The 20,500-nt window shown below is 36.3% G+C and carries 14 protein-coding genes; 12 read left to right on the forward strand and 2 right to left on the reverse strand.

The genetic code is table 11. From position 1 onward, the window contains the following. Positions 1–8: 8 nt before the first annotated feature. The 3 genes from JYB62_RS02090 to JYB62_RS02100 are packed head-to-tail and all read left to right on the forward strand — an operon-like array spanning position 9 to position 3,381. Entirely contained in the window at positions 9–1,163 is a 1,155-nt protein-coding gene (locus JYB62_RS02090) for a glycosyltransferase (protein ID WP_205643791.1), read from the forward strand. Between the two features lie 6 nt (positions 1,164–1,169). Continuing rightward, positions 1,170–2,213 (forward strand): glycosyltransferase, encoded by a 1,044-nt coding sequence (locus JYB62_RS02095; RefSeq protein WP_205643792.1) that lies wholly within the window; start codon positions 1,170–1,172, stop codon positions 2,211–2,213. 4 nt (positions 2,214–2,217) lie between these two features. Further along, positions 2,218–3,381, forward strand: a complete 1,164-nt coding sequence (locus tag JYB62_RS02100; RefSeq protein ID WP_205643793.1) for a glycosyltransferase — start codon at positions 2,218–2,220, stop codon at positions 3,379–3,381. Here JYB62_RS02100 and JYB62_RS02105 read toward each other — a convergent pair. Then, a complete protein-coding gene (locus JYB62_RS02105) occupies positions 3,378–7,412 on the reverse strand; it encodes an Ig-like domain-containing protein (protein WP_205643794.1) in 4,035 nt (1,344 codons plus the stop codon). The genes JYB62_RS02100 and JYB62_RS02105 overlap by 4 nt on opposite strands. A gap of 787 nt (positions 7,413–8,199) precedes the next feature. On the opposite strand from JYB62_RS02105, the gene JYB62_RS02110 reads away from it, so the two are divergent. The 9 genes from JYB62_RS02110 (at position 8,200) to JYB62_RS02150 (ending at position 19,512) form a co-directional block, all read left to right on the forward strand. Next, on the forward strand, positions 8,200–8,967 hold the full coding sequence (locus tag JYB62_RS02110) for a WecB/TagA/CpsF family glycosyltransferase (protein WP_243431419.1): 768 nt from the start codon (positions 8,200–8,202) through the stop codon (positions 8,965–8,967). Continuing rightward, positions 8,951–9,640, forward strand: coding sequence for a sugar transferase (locus tag JYB62_RS02115; protein WP_205643795.1), 690 nt, complete (start codon positions 8,951–8,953; stop codon positions 9,638–9,640). The genes JYB62_RS02110 and JYB62_RS02115 overlap by 17 nt, the downstream gene beginning before the upstream one ends. A 518-nt stretch (positions 9,641–10,158) precedes the next feature. Further along, positions 10,159–11,502 (forward strand): Gfo/Idh/MocA family protein, encoded by a 1,344-nt coding sequence (locus JYB62_RS02120; RefSeq protein ID WP_205643796.1) that lies wholly within the window; start codon positions 10,159–10,161, stop codon positions 11,500–11,502. Positions 11,503–11,829: 327 nt separating this feature from the next. Further along, positions 11,830–12,096, forward strand: coding sequence for a hypothetical protein (locus JYB62_RS02125; RefSeq protein WP_205643797.1), 267 nt, complete (start codon positions 11,830–11,832; stop codon positions 12,094–12,096). Between the two features lie 134 nt (positions 12,097–12,230). Continuing rightward, on the forward strand, positions 12,231–13,577 hold the full coding sequence (locus JYB62_RS02130) for a DUF3748 domain-containing protein (RefSeq protein ID WP_205643798.1): 1,347 nt from the start codon (positions 12,231–12,233) through the stop codon (positions 13,575–13,577). 297 nt (positions 13,578–13,874) lie between these two features. Beyond that, positions 13,875–16,133 carry a glycoside hydrolase family 20 protein gene (locus tag JYB62_RS02135; RefSeq protein ID WP_205643799.1) on the forward strand — a complete coding sequence of 753 codons (2,259 nt, stop codon included), beginning with the start codon at positions 13,875–13,877 and terminating at the stop codon, positions 16,131–16,133. Between the two features lie 299 nt (positions 16,134–16,432). Continuing rightward, the gene (locus JYB62_RS02140) at positions 16,433–18,220 is read left to right on the forward strand and encodes a glycoside hydrolase family 9 protein (protein WP_205643800.1); all 1,788 of its coding nucleotides are present in this window, start codon (positions 16,433–16,435) and stop codon (positions 18,218–18,220) included. Further along, positions 18,213–18,947: a polysaccharide deacetylase family protein gene (locus JYB62_RS02145; protein ID WP_205643801.1), complete on the forward strand. Its 735-nt coding sequence runs from the start codon at positions 18,213–18,215 to the stop codon at positions 18,945–18,947. Before JYB62_RS02140 ends, JYB62_RS02145 begins: the two co-directional genes overlap by 8 nt. Positions 18,948–19,005: 58 nt before the next feature. After that, positions 19,006–19,512: a PH domain-containing protein gene (locus JYB62_RS02150; protein ID WP_205643802.1), complete on the forward strand. Its 507-nt coding sequence runs from the start codon at positions 19,006–19,008 to the stop codon at positions 19,510–19,512. Positions 19,513–19,524: 12 nt separating this feature from the next. Here JYB62_RS02150 and JYB62_RS02155 read toward each other — a convergent pair whose 3' ends face one another. Then, entirely contained in the window at positions 19,525–20,340 is an 816-nt protein-coding gene (locus tag JYB62_RS02155; protein WP_205643803.1) for a PAS domain S-box protein, read from the reverse strand. Between the last annotated feature and the right edge of the window lie 160 nt (positions 20,341–20,500).

Below are 20,500 nucleotides of genomic sequence, written 5' to 3' on the forward strand. Positions count from 1 at the left end.
TTTTTGTTATGCATGTTTTACTTTTAGGTGTGCCTTTATTTGAGGGAATGGCTGGTTCTGTCCGGGTTAGGAACCTGCTGGATCCTTTGATTCAGGAGGATAAGATTGAATGGAGTAATTTATATTTTTCAAAACAAGCAGGAAATTATAAAAACAAGGGAGAAGCTCATGTGATGGAAGTTGAGATGAGCATGAAAAGCATTCCTTCCATTGTTAGGTTTCTTAGAGATTCATTTAGATTTATCAACAGCAGAAAGGTACCAAGAGGCAAAAATCTATTTTATGCATATGATACTCCAGATCTTAAAACTATTTTTTTAATACTTTATGCCAAGTCGAAGGGATACAAAGTAATTTTAGACATAGTGGAGGACAACAGTGTGGCTTCTAGTATAGATGGACTTTGGAATTGGGTGCGAATAAAAAGTGGTCAATACTTTGTCAGTTTGGCCCCTTACTATGCAGATCTGTTGATTGGAATTTCTCATCATTTATATAAAAAATTAAGTGGGATCGTCAAAGATATTTCAAAGGTGATTTATATACCGGTAACTGTGGATCTGCAAAAAATCAAAGTCTTTGAGGCTGGAAAGAAAGAAACGGTCAAGATATTTTATGGCGGATCCTTTGGTAAGAAAGATGGTTTAGAATATTTAATAGGAGCCTTTAACAAACTGAACAAGGTTTATCCTTCTACTGAGTTAATATTGACTGGGAAAGGAGAAAGCAAAAAGGACTTTGACCAGATTTTTAGCCTAATTCAGCAAAGTGAAGCTTCTAGAAACATTAACTATTTGGGCTTTTTAAATTCAGAAGATTACCTAGCGGTTCTTAGTGATTGCGATATCTTTTGCGTAACAAGGAATAATTCTCTAGCGGCAAATACTGGATTTCCTTCCAAACTGGCGGAATTTTTAGCATCAGGCAAAGCGGTAGTTGCTTCAGATGTAGGGGATGTTGGAAAGTTACTGGTTGGGGATAGAGATTTGATTTTGGTTCCCCCGGAAAATGAAGATGCTTTATTTGATGCTTTTTCAAGAGTTTTGGAAGATAAATCCTTGATTGAAAAATTTGGAAAAGCAGGTCGGATTGCTGCCAAGGAAATTTTTGATAATAGAAAATATAGCTCCTTGCTTTTTGAAAGGATGAACTGTTTAACCTGAAAAGAAATGAAAATAGCCAAAAAGAATGCAGCCGTATTATTGACTAACTCATATTTGACTAGTTATGGTGGGATTGGGCCTTTTGTAAGAAACTTGGATAAGGATTTAAATTCATATTTTAATCTGACTTACTTTTTTCTTCCTGCCGGTTTCGAAAAAATCAGATGGGTGCCTCATCGGTTGATGTATGTTGTATTTTTAATGTTGAGCTTTTTTAAACTGAAGAAATACGACTTTATTATTTCCCATAGCCCAGAGGGTTCCTATGTGGCAAGTTTTACCCATAAGCCTTTGATCCATATTTTTCATGGAAATACCAATCCTATGACGATTTCAAGATTCAAATTTGGGAAGTATTTGAATTTTGTGTTCGACCATATTCATGCAGTGATTACAAAAAAAGCGTGCTTGTTATTTTCAGTGGGGGAAAAAAGAGAAGGGGTTTTTAAGTTTGTCAACCCAATATCACATGAAATCGGGGTACAGGCTGAGGATAAAAGAAAAGGGTTCATTTTTGCGGGCCGCTTGGAAAAGCCTAAAGGAGTAGACCAATTAATTAAGGTGTATTATTTATTGCCCAAGTATGTTCAAGAACAAAACCCATTGGAAATTGCCGGGACTGGATCCGAACTTCAACGATTGAAAAACTTGGTTTTGAAATTGGGGTTGGAGGGTAATATTACTTTTTTGGGGAATTTGGAAAATCGAGATTTGATAAAAGTTATTTCTGAGAAGAAAATACTTTTAATGGCATCAAGCTTCGAAGGTTTTCCAATGGTTATCGCAGAGGCATTTTCTGTTGGTGTTCCTGTCATAAGTACATCGGTAGGAGATATTCCAGAATTTGTTAAGCATGATGAAAATGGATTGCTATTTCCTGTGGGCTTTAATTTTGAGGATTATGCCACCGGTATTATCAAAATACTGTCCAGATATAAGCATTATGCGGGGAATGCATTTTTGTCCAGCGAACCATTTGACGCTTCTGTAGTAGCAAAGGGTTTTGTGGATAAAGTAGAGGAGACGTTGGGTCAAGTTCAAAGTAAATAACAGGATGACTAGAATTTGCATCGATGTGACCAATATTGTTCCTGGTTTGGGTGGAGCAGGGGGAGGGATTTCTACCTATTCCAAAAACTTGATTTCAGGGATTGACCAACTGTTGGATTCCACAGAGGAAGGAGTGGAGATGATGGTCATTGGGCATCCTGATTTTTTAAAGAAAATTGAAATCAAGAATATGACCGTTGAGTATAAGGTGGTCAATAATCAGTCTTTTTTCTCAAGGTTTTACTGGTTGAATTTTTCCTTGCCCAGGTTTTTGAAAGAACGCCAGGTGGATATTTTACATCGAGTGATTCCGGAATTACCGATCTTTCCAAACACTAAGTCCATGTTTACTTTGCATGACTTTATGTTTGATTTTTATCTGAGCAATGAACGGTTGGGGAAGTATCTTGGATTTAAGGAGAAGTTAAAATTCAGGGTATTACGTTGGTTGATGCAAAGTGGACTTAAAAAGGGAAATATGGTCCTTGTCCCCTCTGGATCAATCGCTAATGAACTGAAAAGGAGGTTTCCCAAGAAGGATCTAACCATTAAAGTCACTAAACTTGCTACTGCCTTTGAGGGATTGGATAAAAAGGATTCACTCAATTTAGAGGAGAATTCAGAGATAAAAATTGGCTATATCGCAGGTTTTTATCCTCATAAAGGCCATAAAAAGGCGATCAGTTTAATGAAAATGTTGGTAAATCAACAAAGAGGGAAGTCATTTAAACTTTTTTTCAGGGGAAGTGTGGTTTACCCAGAATACTATGAGGAGATCAAAGATTTAGTAGTAAAGGAAAATTTGCAAGAGGTTATATTTTTTGAGGAGTTTGAACCTTCAATTACCATTAAAGAAATATATGAAAAGTATGATGTGACATTGCTTCTTTCTGAATATGAAGGATTCGGACTTCCAGTTTTGGAGTCTCAAGCTTTTTTAAAACCTGTTTTATGTTCAGATATTCCTGTCTTCCGTGAAAATTTAAATGGATCTGCTTTTTTTATTCAAGAAGAAATCAAAGAATCTGAGGTAGAAAGAGTGTTGAATGCCTTGTCTGACACCGCATTCCTCCAGTCCCTTTCCCAAGAAGGAATGAAAAATAGCTCGCAATATCGCTGGGAGAATACCTGCAGAAAGACATTAGCGAGCTATTTAAACTTTGCTTAGTTTTTGATCAGCTTTTTCGTTTGAACCCCTTTGTTTCCAAAATCGACTCTGATGATGTAAACTCCTTCAGGGAAGGATGATACATTGAACACCACATTTCCATCATTTGTGGAAAATTTCTGCGACTGAAGCTCTACACCTCTAGTATCAATTAGTTTTATTTCACCATCCAAGTTTCTAGGATAATCATCGAAGAATAAGGTGACCTCATCTCTCGTAGGGTTTGGTCCCATTTTAATTCCATAAATTGAAGATTGATCAAAGATCTGAACCTCATTGATCGTATTATCCACCGAGCTTTGAATTTCTGTTGAGGAATTCGAACTGACGGATAGTTGGTTTTCGGAATCTGAAGTTCTGGCAGAGGATGAATTTACCCTAAACCTAACGGCTTCAGAATCATAGGTAACCCCATTTTTGTCCGTAATTCTTACGAATACCAAGTATTCACCTACTTCAATTCTTGTCCAATCAAACTGCTTAGTGGATACCGGGGCAGTGGTTAAAGGGAATCCCCAGTTAAAGAACTCTACTCTTGTAGCATCAATATTCGTATTGGCTTTAAGGGAAACAAGATCATTTCCAATGACAAATTGTTGTCCATTATATGGTTGGGCCATGGTCACGGTAGGGGTGGTATCGCCAGATCCTGCGATGACCTTGAATGAAACAGGGTCTGATTTGATCAAGTTTCCATTGATATCCACCATTTCAGCATGTACTTTATAATTTCCCTCCTCAATTCTAGCCCAATCGAACTGATAAGGGTAGGCATTTGCTGCTACTAAGGGGAATCCCCAATTATAAAATTGAAGTGACTTTACTTGAGTTGGATCAGAAACCAAAGCTTTCAAAGTAACTAAGTCAGTCCCCAATGTAAAGGTTTGTCCATTAAATGGAGTGTCCATTTTGATGGTAACTGGAGGATTTCCCCCTTCAGACCCTTCTGTAACTTTGAATGTTACTTCATTCGTAGTATAAACTTTACCAGACTGATCTGTAATCTGTGCAAATACTTTGTAATTATCTGGCTCAATTGTACTCCAAGCAAATTCAAAAGGAGCGGACGTTACAGTAAGTATTGGGAATCCCCAATTGAAATACTCTACTTTTTGAATAGCCAATCCTGAAGAGGTTGCATTAGTTTTTAATACTACCGGATTGACTCCTTTTTCATAGACCGAATTATTGCTTGGGCTTACCATTTGGGCATTGAAGCCAGGTCCTTCATCAGATTGGTTTTTAACAGTGAAATCAATGGTTTGAGATACCGCAGTCTGGTTTGCATTGTCGGTAACTTTCGCATAAACCTGATAATTTCCAATTTCTGCATTTGTCCAGTTAAATACATAAGGCGGACTCGTAACAGTGGTGACTAAATTCCCCCAATTATAAAATTCAACGCTTTTAATTTGACCTTCTGGATCAGATGCATTTGCAGCTAACTGAACCGTATTTACACCCATAATAAATTCTTGATTTTGGGTAGGGCTCGTTAAAGTTACTGTTGGTAATTGGTTTTCAGGACTACCACCTTCATTGGAGATTTTTGCCAAAACCACTGAACCATAAGCGGGGATCGTGACCGAACCGCTAAATTGTTGGTTTTTCCCGTTCTTATAGGTTCCGTCCAAAGGTACCGAAACAGGAGAGGAGCTGGCGTTGTAATCAAAGAACACGAAATTTTCTTTGGGTATTTCTTCGGTTTGAACCTTGGATATTTCAATGTTGTCTAGATACACCTCTTGTGCTGAGCTAGGAATTCTCATTACAATACTTTCAGTGGATTTTGTGGCTTTGGCATCTAAGAAGACTTTATAATGGGTTGTTCCTGATTTTGTCGCAATGATTTTGTTTCCTTTTCCTTTATCCACATTAAAAGTAGCCTCTAGAAATAATTCAATAGCCTTATTTTCTGGAGATCCCTTCATGTCAAATTCCATCAATATTTTATCACCGGAATTTACAGCGCCTATTTGTATATAGGCTGTTGCACTGCTGGAGCTGTTGGGGTAAATCACCAAGGTGTTTCCTGAAATACCACTGGAAAGTACTTTAGAGCTGGCATTATATAAACCGGAAATAATTCCGCTTCCTGAATTAAAATTGCTTTGCTTGATTAAGCTAGACGAAAGAACTTTGGTAGTGGATAAATCAAAAGAAGGCTTGGTGCTATTGGTGTCATACCCAAAACTACTGGCCCAGTTTCCTAAATTCCGATTGATCCCTACCGCTGGATCAGAGGACGATCTAGTATGAATAAAGAAATCTTGATTGAATGGATCCAAAAAATAATTGGAATTGATCGAGCCGACTAGACCGATATCGTCAATCACGGAATAGGCAGAATAAATTTCTTCCAATTCATCCACATGGGAATATTGGTTTCCGGTGATTCTAATATTTCTATTTGGATCCCCGTAATAGTCATGGGTTAATTGTAATTGGACTTTAGAGCGGTAAAATAGGTTGTTTAGGACCTCGATATTATTGGCATTATGCAGGTAAATTCCCTTTCCAGTCATAAATGCGATGGTGTTGTTCTCAATTTTTATACCTGCACTATTGTCATCAAGGTAAATACCTTCAGCCATATCGACTTCTTCAATGGTTCCATTTTTTGTTCCTTTTCCATTCAAAATGATATTTCCCGAAATTTCTCTTCCGGTATTATTTCTTCCGATTAGACCATCTGAATTATTATAAATTCCTCCGCCGTCTTGCTTGAAAAGGCAAAAATTGTCGATATAGTTATTTAATATTTTGGTGTAGTTCCCCCCAAAGTGAATAGCATTGAAACCGATGTTCGTAATTCTATTTTTTTGAACGATTGAGTTGTCACTATCACTCGCAATGAAAATACCGATGCCAGCTAAATCACTACTTTTTGCCATCCCTTGAAAAAGCATGGCTTTGTCAATTACGTTATTACTTACTATTGCACCTGGAGCACCGTATTTAATATTGATACCATTATTGAAGGGGGAAAGTATTTGATTGTTTTGAATTACTAAGCCTCGGACATCAGCCGCATTGATTCCATTTTCACCTGCAAATTCCAATATGCTGTTTTCGACGGTGAAATTTTGACTTATAGAAATTTCAAAAATACTTCCATTTGAACCTTTAAAATGAAGGTTGGAGAATTTTAAATTATTGATGTATGGGCTATGTGTAACTAGGTTTTCAAGTGAGGAAACAGATATGTTAACATTGGAAACATTGTATCCCGAAAGATTGATCGTGAATTTTTTGCTGTCTGGGTCATAAGCCCATTCACCAGCCTGATCCAATAAGCTGGGATGGTTTTGAAGGAAATATCCATAGCCAGCTTGTGGTGCATAATGACTTTCATTTCCCTGAAAAGAAATAAAGTTACCTGAGATATAGTTTATTCTGTGCCTATCTATAATCCAATTATTTTTTCTTACCAAGACTTCACCTCCAGATCCATTATAAGGGATTCCTGTAGTGGAGGTAAACCCTGTTTGGCTTTGGACGGATCCAATTTTTAAATATCCACCATTGCTTGCATTTGAATTAGGGTGCCTTCCTATTTCTTTGATTTGATTGTTTACCAAGACAACTTGTATTCTAGGCATATTGTAATTGCTTAGATCTGCTTGATAAAGCCCGTTTCCAATGGAAGTGAAATTGGAAATTGTAATCATGGAGGTAATAATTGGCTTAGCTCCAGTTCCATAAGACGTGAAAACGATTGGGCTACCTGAGCCACCTGAATTCGCAACTTTTATAGTGCCGTAAAAGACTTCTCCGGACCTAAAAAGGATTCTATCTCCACTTTTTAGTGTGGAAGAAATGGAATTGAGTTTGTCAATGGTTTTCCAAGGAGTCGAAGGACTTTGTGCTTGGGTTACCGACCGACCATCATCCCCGGAAGAGGTGGAGAAATAATAATCAGTAGCATAACTAATTTGAAGTTGAGAATAGAATAAAGTAACTAGAAATAATAATTTTAATAAAGTGCTCTTTTGAAAGAGAAAGGTTGGCGTAAAGGTTATTTTTCTCATATTAGGCTGATTAGATTTTGTTTTTATCGTCAAAGTTTATTCCATAAGACAATAATTTTTTATGATTAAAAATTTCCTAAAACATCCTCCCAACGATTTAATTATATTATTTATAATTCGAATATTAAGTTTGGTTTATTTCTAATTTTAGATTGTATTTTTCCGCTATGATGACAATAGATAATCCTATTATTTTATTTATTTAGTTGGTTCGAAATTTTCTTATTGGTTTTATACAATGACTACTTGGAATTTTTCTTATTTAAATAGTTTAATTGTTTGTTTTATTAAAAATTAGAAATGTCAATAAAGAATAATTAATTAAAAAGCATTTATTTTAATTATTATGAGATTGTTATGAATTAATTCTATATATCGGGTGTTATTATAACTGTTTATTTAGTGATTATTTGATCTTGATTTCAATAGAGGGGATCTTTGTGACTAAATATTCCACTTCATTTTTCGTTTTATTTCATTAGAAAGCGTCGTTTTTGAAGTCCATATCCTAAAGATTAATCAGTGGGTATATCTATAGGTATTATTTAGTTTTAAGGAAATGTAAAATATTTTTAGGTAAGCATTAAAAAAGTGCAGTTCGGTTGATATTTTATTTTGTAAAAATGATAAAATCAAAATAAAATAACTGGACTAGTAATAGCGTGAAATAAAATCTTATTTTTTTTATATACATGATTAAAAATGGTTTTTAAACCTAAAAAAATGTATATTGCATTACCTTTTAATGAGTTTAAAATAAATTTTTCTAATTTTTAATAGAATAGATATGGAAACGGTCAATTCCGAATTTTTAGGGTATTCCATGTATAATGGTAAGTTGATGGATATTTTGCTTAAAGGTAAAACCATAGTAAATACCCTGAATCAATACTCTTTTTGTTTGGCGGAAGAGGATAAAAACTTCAAAAATGCGCTCTTACAATCAGATGTGCTTTTGCCCGATGGAATCTCCATTGTCTTATCCGCTAAGTTTTTGAGCGGTAGTGAAATTCATAAAATTGCAGGGGCGGATTTGCATGAATTTATTTTAAAATATTTGAATAGTGTTTATGGGAGCTGCTTTTATTTAGGTTCCAAGAATGAGACACTAGAGGTCATTAAGAGTAAAATTGTGGAGAAATTCCCCAATGTAAATTGTGGAAGTTATTCTCCTCCATTTAAAGATTCTTTTACTGAGGAAGACAATGATTTGATGGTTCAAAAAATCAATGAATTCAGTCCTGATGTACTTTTCGTGGGAATGACTGCTCCTAAACAAGAGAAGTGGGTTCATCAGAATAAAGATAGAATTCAGGCAACTTATATTTGTTCTATTGGAGCTGTCTTCGATTATTTTTCTGGTACAATTGAGAGACCAAATGATATTTGGGTAAAATATGGGTTAGAATGGCTGGGTCGATTCATGAAGGAGCCAAAAAGACTTTGGAAAAGATACTTTTTATATGGATTGATCTATGTGAAATATATTTCACTAAATAAGTTTGTTAGATCTTTTAAACTTTTTAAACCGAATACAAATGTCGCTAACACTTGAAAAATTCATTGCAATAGAAGATTTAAATAGAGATCGTGAGTTTATTTTAAACTCTTATTCTATTAATTATCTTGATTCTTCTCAAATTGCAGTTAAGAGATTGTTTGACCTAACAATTTGCTTTTTATTTATTACCATTATTGGATGGTGGTTATTTATAATCATTTCTTTGCTTATCGTAATAGACTCTAAAGGTCCAGTGATATTTAAACAATTGAGGCATGGTAAAAACAATAGGCCATTCTATTGTTATAAATTTAGAACCATGAAATATAATCCTTCCAAGGAGTTTGCTCAGGCAAAGAAAAATGATGACCGGATTACTAGGGTGGGGAGGTTTTTAAGAAGAACCAGCATGGACGAACTCCCTCAAGTATTCAATATTTTATTAGGAGAAATGTCTGTTGTGGGTCCTAGGCCCCATGCTTTAACCATGAATAGAGAATATTCTGTTCAAATTTCGAGGTTTATGTGTAGGCATTACGTAAAACCCGGAATCACAGGACTCGCACAATGTAAAGGGTATAGAGGTGAAATTAAAGATGATAAAGACATTAGATTTAGGCTGAGATATGATTTGTTTTACATTAAAAAATGGAGTGTGATGTTTGATTTGTATATCTCACTATTGACCTTTAAATGTGTTTTTTTTAATAATGAAAATGCTTATTGAATCTATTGTTTATAGTAACTTTTTGAATTGAGAGATGGTTAGTGTTTAACCATCTCTTTTTTTATAAACCAATAATTTTAAGTTTCAATTTTTAGGAATTTAATCCGAACCGATTTGAACCGTTAAATCCTGAGTTAAGTACCTCTCACTTCCATTTTGGAGTACAAAATAGTTTCCTACCGCTCAAATAATAGAAAAACAAATAATTAGGTGATTTGCAGTTTGCTTTTTATCTTAAACAGGTAATTTATTCATGTATTTTTATTTGAGGATTTATTCTTTGGAAAGGATTTGATGATGTATTTTTCAATTGATTCTAGATCCTTCCAAGATTGGTAGAAATAGCAGAAATCTTATCGGAAATACATGCTTTTAATCGTTTGCATCTTGATCATTTATACTGAAACCACCCAAAATAGCCTCTTTGCTTGAAATGGTCCTCTTAATAGTATCGGTGGCCTATTTTAAGAAATCAAGGAGGCGTCCATAAAGACACTTATCCTTAAAAATTAACAATAATGAAGAAAGACTCATCTAGAAGAACATTTATCAAGAAAACGGCAATTGCAAGTTCCGCGGCATTGATAGCTCCTACCATCATTCCCGCCTCGGCATTTGGTGCAAATGATAGAATTAATGCTGCTGTCTTAGGAATCAATGGGAGAGGCAACTCGCATATTCAAGGTTTTATGGCTCAAAAAGACGTTCAGGTAACGACTTTATGTGATCCTGATATGAATTTGCTTGTGGCTCGTCAAAAAACTTTTAAAGAGAAATATAACCTTGATGTAGCTGTTGAACAGGATCTAAGAAAGGTTTTTGATAATAAAGATATTGATGTAGTAAGTCTTGCGACCCCTAATCATTGGCATGCATTGGCAACTATTTGGGCTTGTCAGGCAGGAAAGGATGTGTACGTTGAAAAACCAGGTTCTCATAATATCTGGGAAGGTAGGAAAATGATTGAGGCTGCCAATAAATACGATCGGATCGTACAGCATGGTGTTCAATTGAGAAGTTCTCCAGCTGTTCAGCAAGCAATCAAGTTAATGAGAGAAGGGTACATCGGTCGTGTTTACATGGCGAGGGGCCTAGTCTTTAGAATGAGAGGAGATATTGGAGATAAAGGTTTTGAACCGGTTCCGGAGGGTTTAGATTATGATTTATGGACTGGGCCAGCTCCAAAAAGGCCTTTTACTCGGAATTTGGTGCATTACAATTGGCATTGGAACTGGGATTACGGAAATGGAGATGTTGGGAATCAGGGAATACATGAAACAGACCTTTGCATGTGGGGATTGGATGTAGGTTTCCCTACCGAAATTACCTCTATGGGTGGGAAATACCTTTGGGATGATAGTAAGGAAGTACCTGAAGTGTTAACTTCTATTTATAATTATCCTGAGGAAGGTAAAATTATCCAATTTGAGGTGAGACCTTGGTACACCAATACTGAAGGGGGAGCTACTGTAGGAAATATTTTTTATGGTGATAAAGGATATATTGTAGTGGATGGTTATGATAAATTCAAATCCTTCTTGGGGCCAGATAGAACTCCTGGGATATCTGGAGATGATGGAGGAGAAGCTGCAACTGGAATGGACCGGGGAGCTGGAGGTACAGATGGACACATTGCCAACTTCATAGAAGCAGTTCGGAAGCATGATCGATCTATATTAAATGGACCTGTGGAAACAGCACATTTATCATCTGGATTGGCCCATTTGGGAAATATCGCGTATCGATTGGGAAGAGTTTTACATTTTGATCCTCAATCGGAGAAATTTGTCAATGATCCAGAGGCAGATAAAATGCTGACAAGAAATTATAGACCGGGCTTTGAGGTTCCGGATATGGTTTGATAACCGCTTTACTTACTGTAGGTAAATACAAACTTCAGCCGTCAAGGCAATACCTTGACGGCTGTTTTATTTATATCAATGTTTATAAGAATAGGTAAAGGTGTATGTGATCGAATTGATGAAATGTCTTAAATATTTTTTAGAACTCCCTTTGATCTACTGTTTTGCCTTATGAGATATCCATTATCTGTCTTGATACTTTTGACCTTCTTTGGATTCGGAAACCTGCTGTTTTTTTTCCAAGAAAGAACTTTAATTGATAATGATCAAAGTATTGATTTTTAAATTGTTAAATATAATAATCTAGAAACAACTTCCTTTTTAGGAGTGGGGCTGTGGGCCTGGGCTTTGCCTATGGATTATGACGGAGATGGGGATATGGACTTATTGGTGAATTGTGTAAATGTGTCTCTTTTTGAAAAAATCAGCCAAAAATCTGATAAGGTGATTTTTAAACATGGAGGGCCATTGTCAGATAAAATGCTGGTAGTTCATACCACTAGTCCTACTTTTATCGATTGGAACAAAGAGGGTATCTGGGGAATTCTAGTAGGTGCTCAAGATGTGCATTTTACTACTTCGAGAGATAGTTAAAAATGAAAACTGGCTTTCTCCAAAATAGCTACAGGTTCACATTGATAGTTAAAGATCTTTCCAAGCTTTTGTGGCTTCTTTTAATTTATACCCTTGTACTTTTGTGTGCTAGTTGGAATTCAAAAAAACAAAATGTGGACTTAAATCACGTATTCACCAACCCCATGGTGCTCCATGAAATTCAAATGACTGAAGGACCACAAGGTCATTTTTTAAATCAAAGACAGGCGTTTTCTCCTTATGATCAATTTTTGGCTTTCGATAATAGAAACGAGGATTCCAAAATAGGGGAGAATGCTTCTATTCAATTTATAAACCTATTCACGAAAAAAGTGAGTACGGTTTATAAACTTGAAAATCAACAAAATTATGGTCCTGGAGTTGGTGCAGTGAGCTTTCACCCAAAAGAGAATAAGATCGTATTTATTCATGGATTAAGGAATGCTTCAGAAAAAAGGCCGTATTACATCACAAGACGTTTTGCCATGCAACTTGATTTGGATGATGATTTGAATACTTTTCCATTGGATGCACGTGATGTTCAAGAGCCTTTTACTTTAGGGGCATTAAGAGGTGGATCTCATGCGTACTCTTATAGCTCTGATGGCCAGATGGTCAGCTTTACCTATAACGATGAAGTTTTAGAACAAGAAGCTCAAGTGAATCCAGAAGTAGTCGATTTAAGAACTGTTGGGGCAATTTTGACTAATGAGCCTGTTTCAATTAATGGAAACGTAAATCATGAAAATTTCAATGGAAGTGGTTTTGCAATTTTATTGGCTGAGGTTACTGCTAACCCTGAAAAAGGTTCAGATCAAATAAGTAAAGCATACGAGGAGTGCTGGGTAGGAAAATCTGGTTACAAAAGGCAAGATGGAACCGTCCAAGCAAGAGCTTTGGCCTATTTGGGAAATGTGGTTTTAGAAAATGGTGAAAAAGCAACCGAAATCTTTATTTCTGATATTCCTGACGATCTTGAATTATTGAAGATTGGGGTTACAAGTGGGGCTAGGACGATTCTGCCCACAGTTCCTGAAGGTGTGAAGCAAAGAAGGCTGACCCATACTTCTACGCATACCTATCCGGGGATTCAAGGACCAAGGCAATGGCTCAGGAGCTCCCCTGATGGAAGCAAAATCTATTTTTACAAAAAGGATGAAAAGGGCATTGTTCAAATCTATTCGGTTTCACCTGCTGATGGCACGATCAATCAGGTCTCTTATAATGACTTTTCCGCTGACACCTCATTTGATTTAAGTTTTGATGGGAAGTATTTTGCTTATGGGTCAAAGGAATCTCTTTATCTTACAAAAGAAGAAGATGGGGAAACTATCCAAGTTTTGGCTGCTCCAAAAGATTTATCCCATGGACTCAGTAATATCAATTGGGCAAATACTACTTATCAATTGGCTTATAATCGAAAAGTGAATAGCCCAGAAGGTCCTTATTTTCAAATTTTCACATTATCTTTTTCTAATTAGCCTCAAGGCCCATGGCGAATCTACATTAAAATTAAAGGATACGATTGCTTTCATTTTTTGTCTTGGAGGATTAAGTCTGGATTACTTGTCAGAAAGAAAGAAAATAGTAGAGGTGAATTTGAAAATTTTCAATTGACTTTTTGAATACACTAAAGTTGCGATTTTGAACCACATAGCCACTTAGCTTGATGGGGTAACTGCTCGTTGAGCTAGACTATTTGAAAAGAGGTTTTTGAAGGAAGGGATTTATTTTTATTTCCCCTATTATCTTTGGCGTTTCACATTAGAATATTCGTTTTGAAACACGTATTATACTTCGTTGGGATTTGTCTTCTTTTTTCTTGTTCTCAACCCGCTACGGAACAAATTTCAATTATACCTGCCCCTGCACATCTGAACGTTTCTGGAGGAGAGTTTGTGTTGGATTCTAAAACTCAGTTGATCTTTTCGGAAGCTGATGGGTTTCAAAATGAAATTGATTTTTTTCAACTGTACATCTCCGAAAAATTAGGGAAGGAGCTTTCCATAATAGATGGAAGAAATAGCCTGGAAATTTTAAAGTCAAATGAAATTGAAGGGGAGGAATCCTATTCCCTGATCATCCAAGAACATAAAATAACTTTAAAAGCCAGCCATGGCAAAGGAATCTTTTATGGTTTGATGTCGCTGAAACAGTTAATCCCACCTTCCAATTCTTTAGAGGAAATCAGGCTTCCTGTTTTGGAGATCAGTGATCAACCTACCTATGAATGGAGAGGGATGCATTTGGATGTGTCCAGACACTTCTTTTCAATGGATTATCTAAAAAGGTATGTGGATTTATTGGCCTTGTATAAACTCAATAAACTTCACTTGCATCTGACCGATGATCAAGGATGGAGAATTGAAATCAAGAAATATCCTCAATTGACGGAACAAGGAGCTTGGAGAACATTTAATGATCAAGATTCAATTTGTATAGATAAATCCATTGAAGACCCAAGGTTTGCTTTGGATCCTAAACATATCAAAGTAATCGATGATCGACTTCATTATGGTGGATATTATACCCAAGAGGAATTGAAAGACTTGGTTGCCTTTGCAGGTACCAGGCATGTGGAAATTATTCCTGAAATCGATATGCCGGGGCATATGATGGCAGCAATTTCAGTTTTTCCTGAGTTGGCTTGTAATGGGGAAGCTGCATGGGGCGAGGTGTTTTCCACGCCGCTTTGTCCTGTAAATGAAGAGGTCTATACGTTTGTAGAAAATGTATTGACGGAAGTAAGTGAAATTTTTCCATCCAAGTATATTCATATCGGAGCAGACGAAGTGGAGAAATCCACTTGGGAAGAATCTTCTGAATGCAATGAATTTATGCGGGAAAATGGAATAGAAGATGTTGACCTGCTCCAAAGCTATTTTGTAGAGCGAGTTACCACTTTTCTACAAGATAAAGGAAAAGAAGTGGTTGTTTGGGATGATGCGTTGGCAGGGGGAATTGATGCTAGCTTGAATGTCATGTATTGGAGAAATTGGGTGGCTGAAGTCCCTGATAAAGTGGTAAAGAATGGGAATGATTTGATTTTAACCCCAGGAGATCCTTTTTACTTTTCAAGTCCCAATTCCAAACTATTTGATATCTACAATAAGAAGCTGTTAGGAGCCAAATTTCCAGAAGAGCTTTCTTATAAGATTAAAGGTTTACAAGCTTGTCTATGGACAGAAACCATTCCTTCCGAGGAGTTGGCTGATGCGATGTTATTCCCCAATGTATTGGCTCTTGCCGAAAGAGCTTGGTCTCCCTCTTCAATCCAGGATTGGGATGCCTTTAAAAGAAGACTGCCATCACAACTGGATATATTGGAGTCTATGGGTGTAAAATACGAGTACAAGCAAAGTAATGCGTTGATTCCATTTATGAATGTGGATCTAGAAAACAAGAGGATTGGTGTTTCATTTGAAACAGACCTGAATGACCCAATCATCTATTATACCACTGATGGTACTATTCCAACTTCTGCTGCGAACCTGTATCAAGGGGAGTTTTTTGTAAATGGAAGTGCCTCCATTGTGGCAGCAGTTTTTGAAGACGGAGAAGCCAAGGAACCGATTTTGAAAAAACAAGTAGATTATCACCTTGCCATAGGTAAACCTGTAGTTTATAATAAGGCCTGGAATCCTTCTTATCCGGCAGGTGATGCAGGAAGTCTCACAAACGGATTAAGAGGTGGAGATTCTTACAATGATGGGTTTTGGCAAGGATTTACCAATGATTTGGATGTTATCGTAGATCTTGAAGAAGTCAATGATTTGTCTTATTTCTCAGCGAATTTCATGCAATTGATTGGCCCCGGGGTGTTTTTGCCAGGTTCGCTAGAAGTTTCCATATCCGAGGATGGGAAAACATTTGAGAAAGTGTTGACTTTGAATCATACCATTTCTTCTGAAGAGGAGGGGTTGATCTTCCACAATTTTGAAGGTTCATTAGAAGGTAAAAGTGCCAGATTTGTTCAGGTCAATGCAAAAAATACTCAATCCGGGTTTATGTTTGTCGATGAGTTAGTCATCAAATAATCTATTCCATTATGATTATTAAATAAGGGACTATCTAGGTCCCTTTTTTCTTGAATCAGTTCGATAAAACAATGCTATTGAGACTCCAGGCAAACAATCAAACTTACTCGTGAGATGAAATTGATCTTGGTATCAATCAGCAATAGGATAGTTTGGATGGAATAGGTTATAGCAAAAATTAAATGATGTTAATACTAAAGGAGTTTTAGTTAGAATCTCTTTTTTATGAATAATTAATGAAGTATTTTCTCATCTAGATCTATTTTTCAAATTCCCTTGATTCACTTCATTTGTTCCATATGAATTTCAAAAATCTCTCTTTTATTCTTTTTGTCCTTGTTTTTATAGTACGTTCCACCGATCTGTTGGCAGCCTCGGATGTAGAATTCCGAGTCAACTTACAGGGATATCTAAAGGATATGCCAAAAACGGCCTTAATCCTGAGTAAAGTGGATTTAGAGACGACAGAGGTTTATTTAAAAACCTCTATTGGTCAGACAAAAGAACGATTAGTGCTTCAAAGAAAGGGAAATCCTTGGAGTCCTTTTTCCTATTATTATGAACTCGATTTTTCTGGATTTACTGAGGAAGGAGAGTTCTATTTGGAACTGCAGGGGTCTACTATCAAAAGTGAGAATTTTTGGATTGGAGCTTATCCTGCCTGGCAAGAGGATGTAGTTTCATTTATAAGAACTCAAAGGTGCGGGTTTAATCCCTTTATTGAAGAATATTGTCATCAGGAAGATGGATTGAGTTTTTTTGGGATTTGGTCTGATTCCACCAGAATGGATGCGACGGGAGGTTGGCATGATGCGGGGGATCAACTGAAATATTTGATCACCAGCAGTAATACTACCGCCAGACTTTTAATGACTTACCAAATGAGGCCTGAGCGATTTAAAGATGAAGTAAATGAGCAAGGTCTTCCGATGAAAAATGAACTTCCTGATATTTTGGATGAAGCCAAGTGGGGATTGGAATGGATCCTTAAGTTACATCCTGGACCCAATGAATTATACCATCAAGTGGCTGATGATCGAGATCATAGAGGCTTTAAACTTCCCCATGAAGACAATGCTGATTATGGATGGGGAGCCAATCGTTTTAGGCCTGTCTATTTTGCTACAGGTAAGCCACAAGGTCTTTCTAAATACAAAAGTGAAGCTACTGGCATAGGAAATCTTGCTGGCAGATCAGCTGCCACTCTTGCATTGGGATACCAAGTATTCATAAGTTTTCCTGAATACCATGCATTTGCCGAGAAATGTTTGAATGCCGCTGTGGAAATTTACCAAATGGGGAAGAAAAAAGAAGGCTTTCAGCAAGGGAATAGTTTTAGTGCTCCCTATCGATATGAGGAAAATACCTGGGCGGATGATATGGAGTGGGCTGCTGCGGAATTGTTTAAAATTTCTAAGGAAAAAGATTATTTGGAAGATGCTAGAAGATACGCTTCCATTATTAAAGAGTGGTCCTGGATGGAACGTGACTCTGCTAGCCATTATGAAATGTATCCATTTTTAAACATGGGGCATTACGCTCTTTGGCAAATTGGGAAAGAAGAGGATAAGAAGCAGATGGTAGCATACTTTGAACATAACCTGGAGAATGTAAAAAACCGAGCGGACCAAAATCCATATGGAGTTGGCCATTTATTTATTTGGTGTTCTAATAACCTAGCAGCAGCAGTAGCTACCCAAGCCATGCTTTATGAAGAAATGACCGGTTCAAAGAAATACCGCCCTCTTTTGGTAAATCATGTCAACTGGCTACTGGGGTTAAACCCATGGGGGTCCAGTATGATCACTGGACTTCCTGAACATGCAGACTATCCTATGGATGTGCATATGCCATTTTGGAGATTGCTGAATACCACCATAGCAGGCAGTTTGGTAGATGGTCCCATCTGGTCAAGTATTCATGAAAATATGTTGGGGATTGAACTTTCAGAGCCGGATGAATATGCTCATTTGCAACCAGATCATATTAAATACATGGATGATTGGATGGATTATAGCACCAATGAACCTACCTTGGATGGATCTGCAGAGCTCTTAATGATTCTTACTTATTTGAATCATGACTAAACTCTGGGTCTTCTTACTTGGATTTTTTTGTAGTGTTTCCTTTGTTCAGGGACAAGTGATTTATGATGCCTATGGAGCTTTGATAAGGTCAGATCAAAAGGAGAAAAACATTTACTTGATTTTCTCCGGACATGATTACAATGAGGGCTTTGATCATGTTTTAAAAGTTTTAAAAAATCATGGGATAAAAGCATCCTTCTTTTTTACAGGAGAATTTGTAAGGTCTAATCAAGAACTAGTGAAAAGGATTGCGAATGAGGATCATTACATAGGAGCCCATTCTGATCAACACTTATTGTACTGTGATTGGGGAAACCGGGATAGTTTATTAGTTGATGAACAGGTGATCCAACAAGATATAATTGATAATTTGAAGGAATTGGAAAATTTAGGAGTCCATCCTGATATTTTCTTGCCACCTTACGAATGGTACAATAAAAAAGTTGTGGAAATAGCGGAAGGTTTGGAACAGCTTACCATTAATTTCAGTTCTGGGACTAGATCAAATGCAGATTATACCAGTCCTGACATGGAAAATTATGTCGACTCATCTACGATTCTTGAAAGTATTTATAATTATGAAATCTCGTATGGATTAAATGGTTTTCATTTGTTAATTCACCCTGGTACGACTCCCCAGCGACAGGATAAATTTTATATGAAATTGAAAGAATTAATTATAGAACTTCGAAGTAGAGGGTACAATTTTGTGAAGCTATCGAGGTAAAAGAAATGGGTATAGAAAAACTACCGTATAGAATAACTTCCTTTGAAAAACTTTTACTATGAAATTTAAAGCATCTTTAGATACTCTTGCCAAAGTCATCACTGGCTTTATTGTTTTACTTTTCATTTATTTAGGTCAGCGAAGTGTCCACATAATTTTGGAATCAGAAACTGAGCCCACAAGCTTTTATCTTCATGTTTTTATTTTGGTGTTTTTAGTTTTCGTACTAATAGGGACTTGGGTTTTTTCACCGCAGGATTATGAGATTGGTGATGGAAAGCTAACTATCAAAAGAATTATTGGAGATTTTAAAATAGGCCTTCATGAAATCACCGAAGTTAAGGGACTTACAAAGGAAGAGACTAAAGGGACTATTAGGACTTTCGGAGTAGGGGGGCTTTTTGGCTATTTCGGAAGGTTTTATATCCCAAAAATTGGAAGGGTAATCTTATTTGCTACCCAAAGAAAGAATAAAGTACTCATTAAAAAGAATGAGGAAAAGCAATTTATTCTAACGCCAGATGACCTTCAATTTATCCAATATTTAAGGAATAAAATCTCCTGATTAGGTTGGAAATCAAACTTCTTTCATTTTTAGGTTGATCTCTTTTAATGCTTGGTCCAACTCTTCACTTGATGATTTTAAATTGGAGAGCAATTGTTTTTTCTCATCTAAATCCAGTTCATGGCTTTGAACCAAATCAGTTATCCCCATAATTCTTGCTAAAGGAGCCCGGACTACATGGGAGTGTTCAAATGCAATATCTTTAAGTTTCTTATTTTGAGATTCAAGCCTGTTTAAAAATTTGACTTGGTCGGTGATGTTTTGGAAGGTGGTAATATAACTGACAGAATTAATCCGTTCATTGACCACTTTCATTCCATAAGCTCTGAGGATTATAGTTTCTCCATTCTTACATAAAATTCTCTTGGTAAAAGTGAAACCTTCATTTCCTTTCGACATGGAAATTAATTTCAGCTCTTCTAAGTCTACTTCCTTCCATTCCTCAGGAGTAAATTGGATAATATGTTTTCCTTCTATTTCAGCGGCTTTGTATCCTGTGATTTTGCGGATATTCTCACTGATATAGGTGATATATCCCATTTCATCCAACTTTAAAATTCCAAGATTTGGATTGGTAAAAAGTAATTCAAGTTCCTGTTTTCTTTTGTTTACTTGACTATAAAGGCGATAAATCAGGATAAATAACAAAAGACTTGTTACAAGGACAAAGAAAATTCCCTTCGCCAGTTGATACCTGGACATTTCTCTAATATCATTGCTTACTAAATATTCTGCAGCCTTGTCGCTAAAAAAAATCCAGCTCACACCTATTATCAAATAGATAACTGAAATAGTCCAAGGCTTATTAATATTTGATGATTTTGACATATACCTAATCTGGCAAGGAAGTAATTTTCGCTTAAAGATATTTGAATATTTGTTTGGTTGAGCCTTATTCAGGATTAAATCTAAAGTTTGTTTAGGCTGCTGGTTTCTAATTTTTTGAAAAACTGGTATTCTATGTTCTATAGTGAAGAAGCGATTTTAA

It is taken from the genome of Algoriphagus lutimaris (assembly GCF_017051705.1).
Lineage (GTDB): Bacteria > Bacteroidota > Bacteroidia > Cytophagales > Cyclobacteriaceae > Algoriphagus > Algoriphagus lutimaris.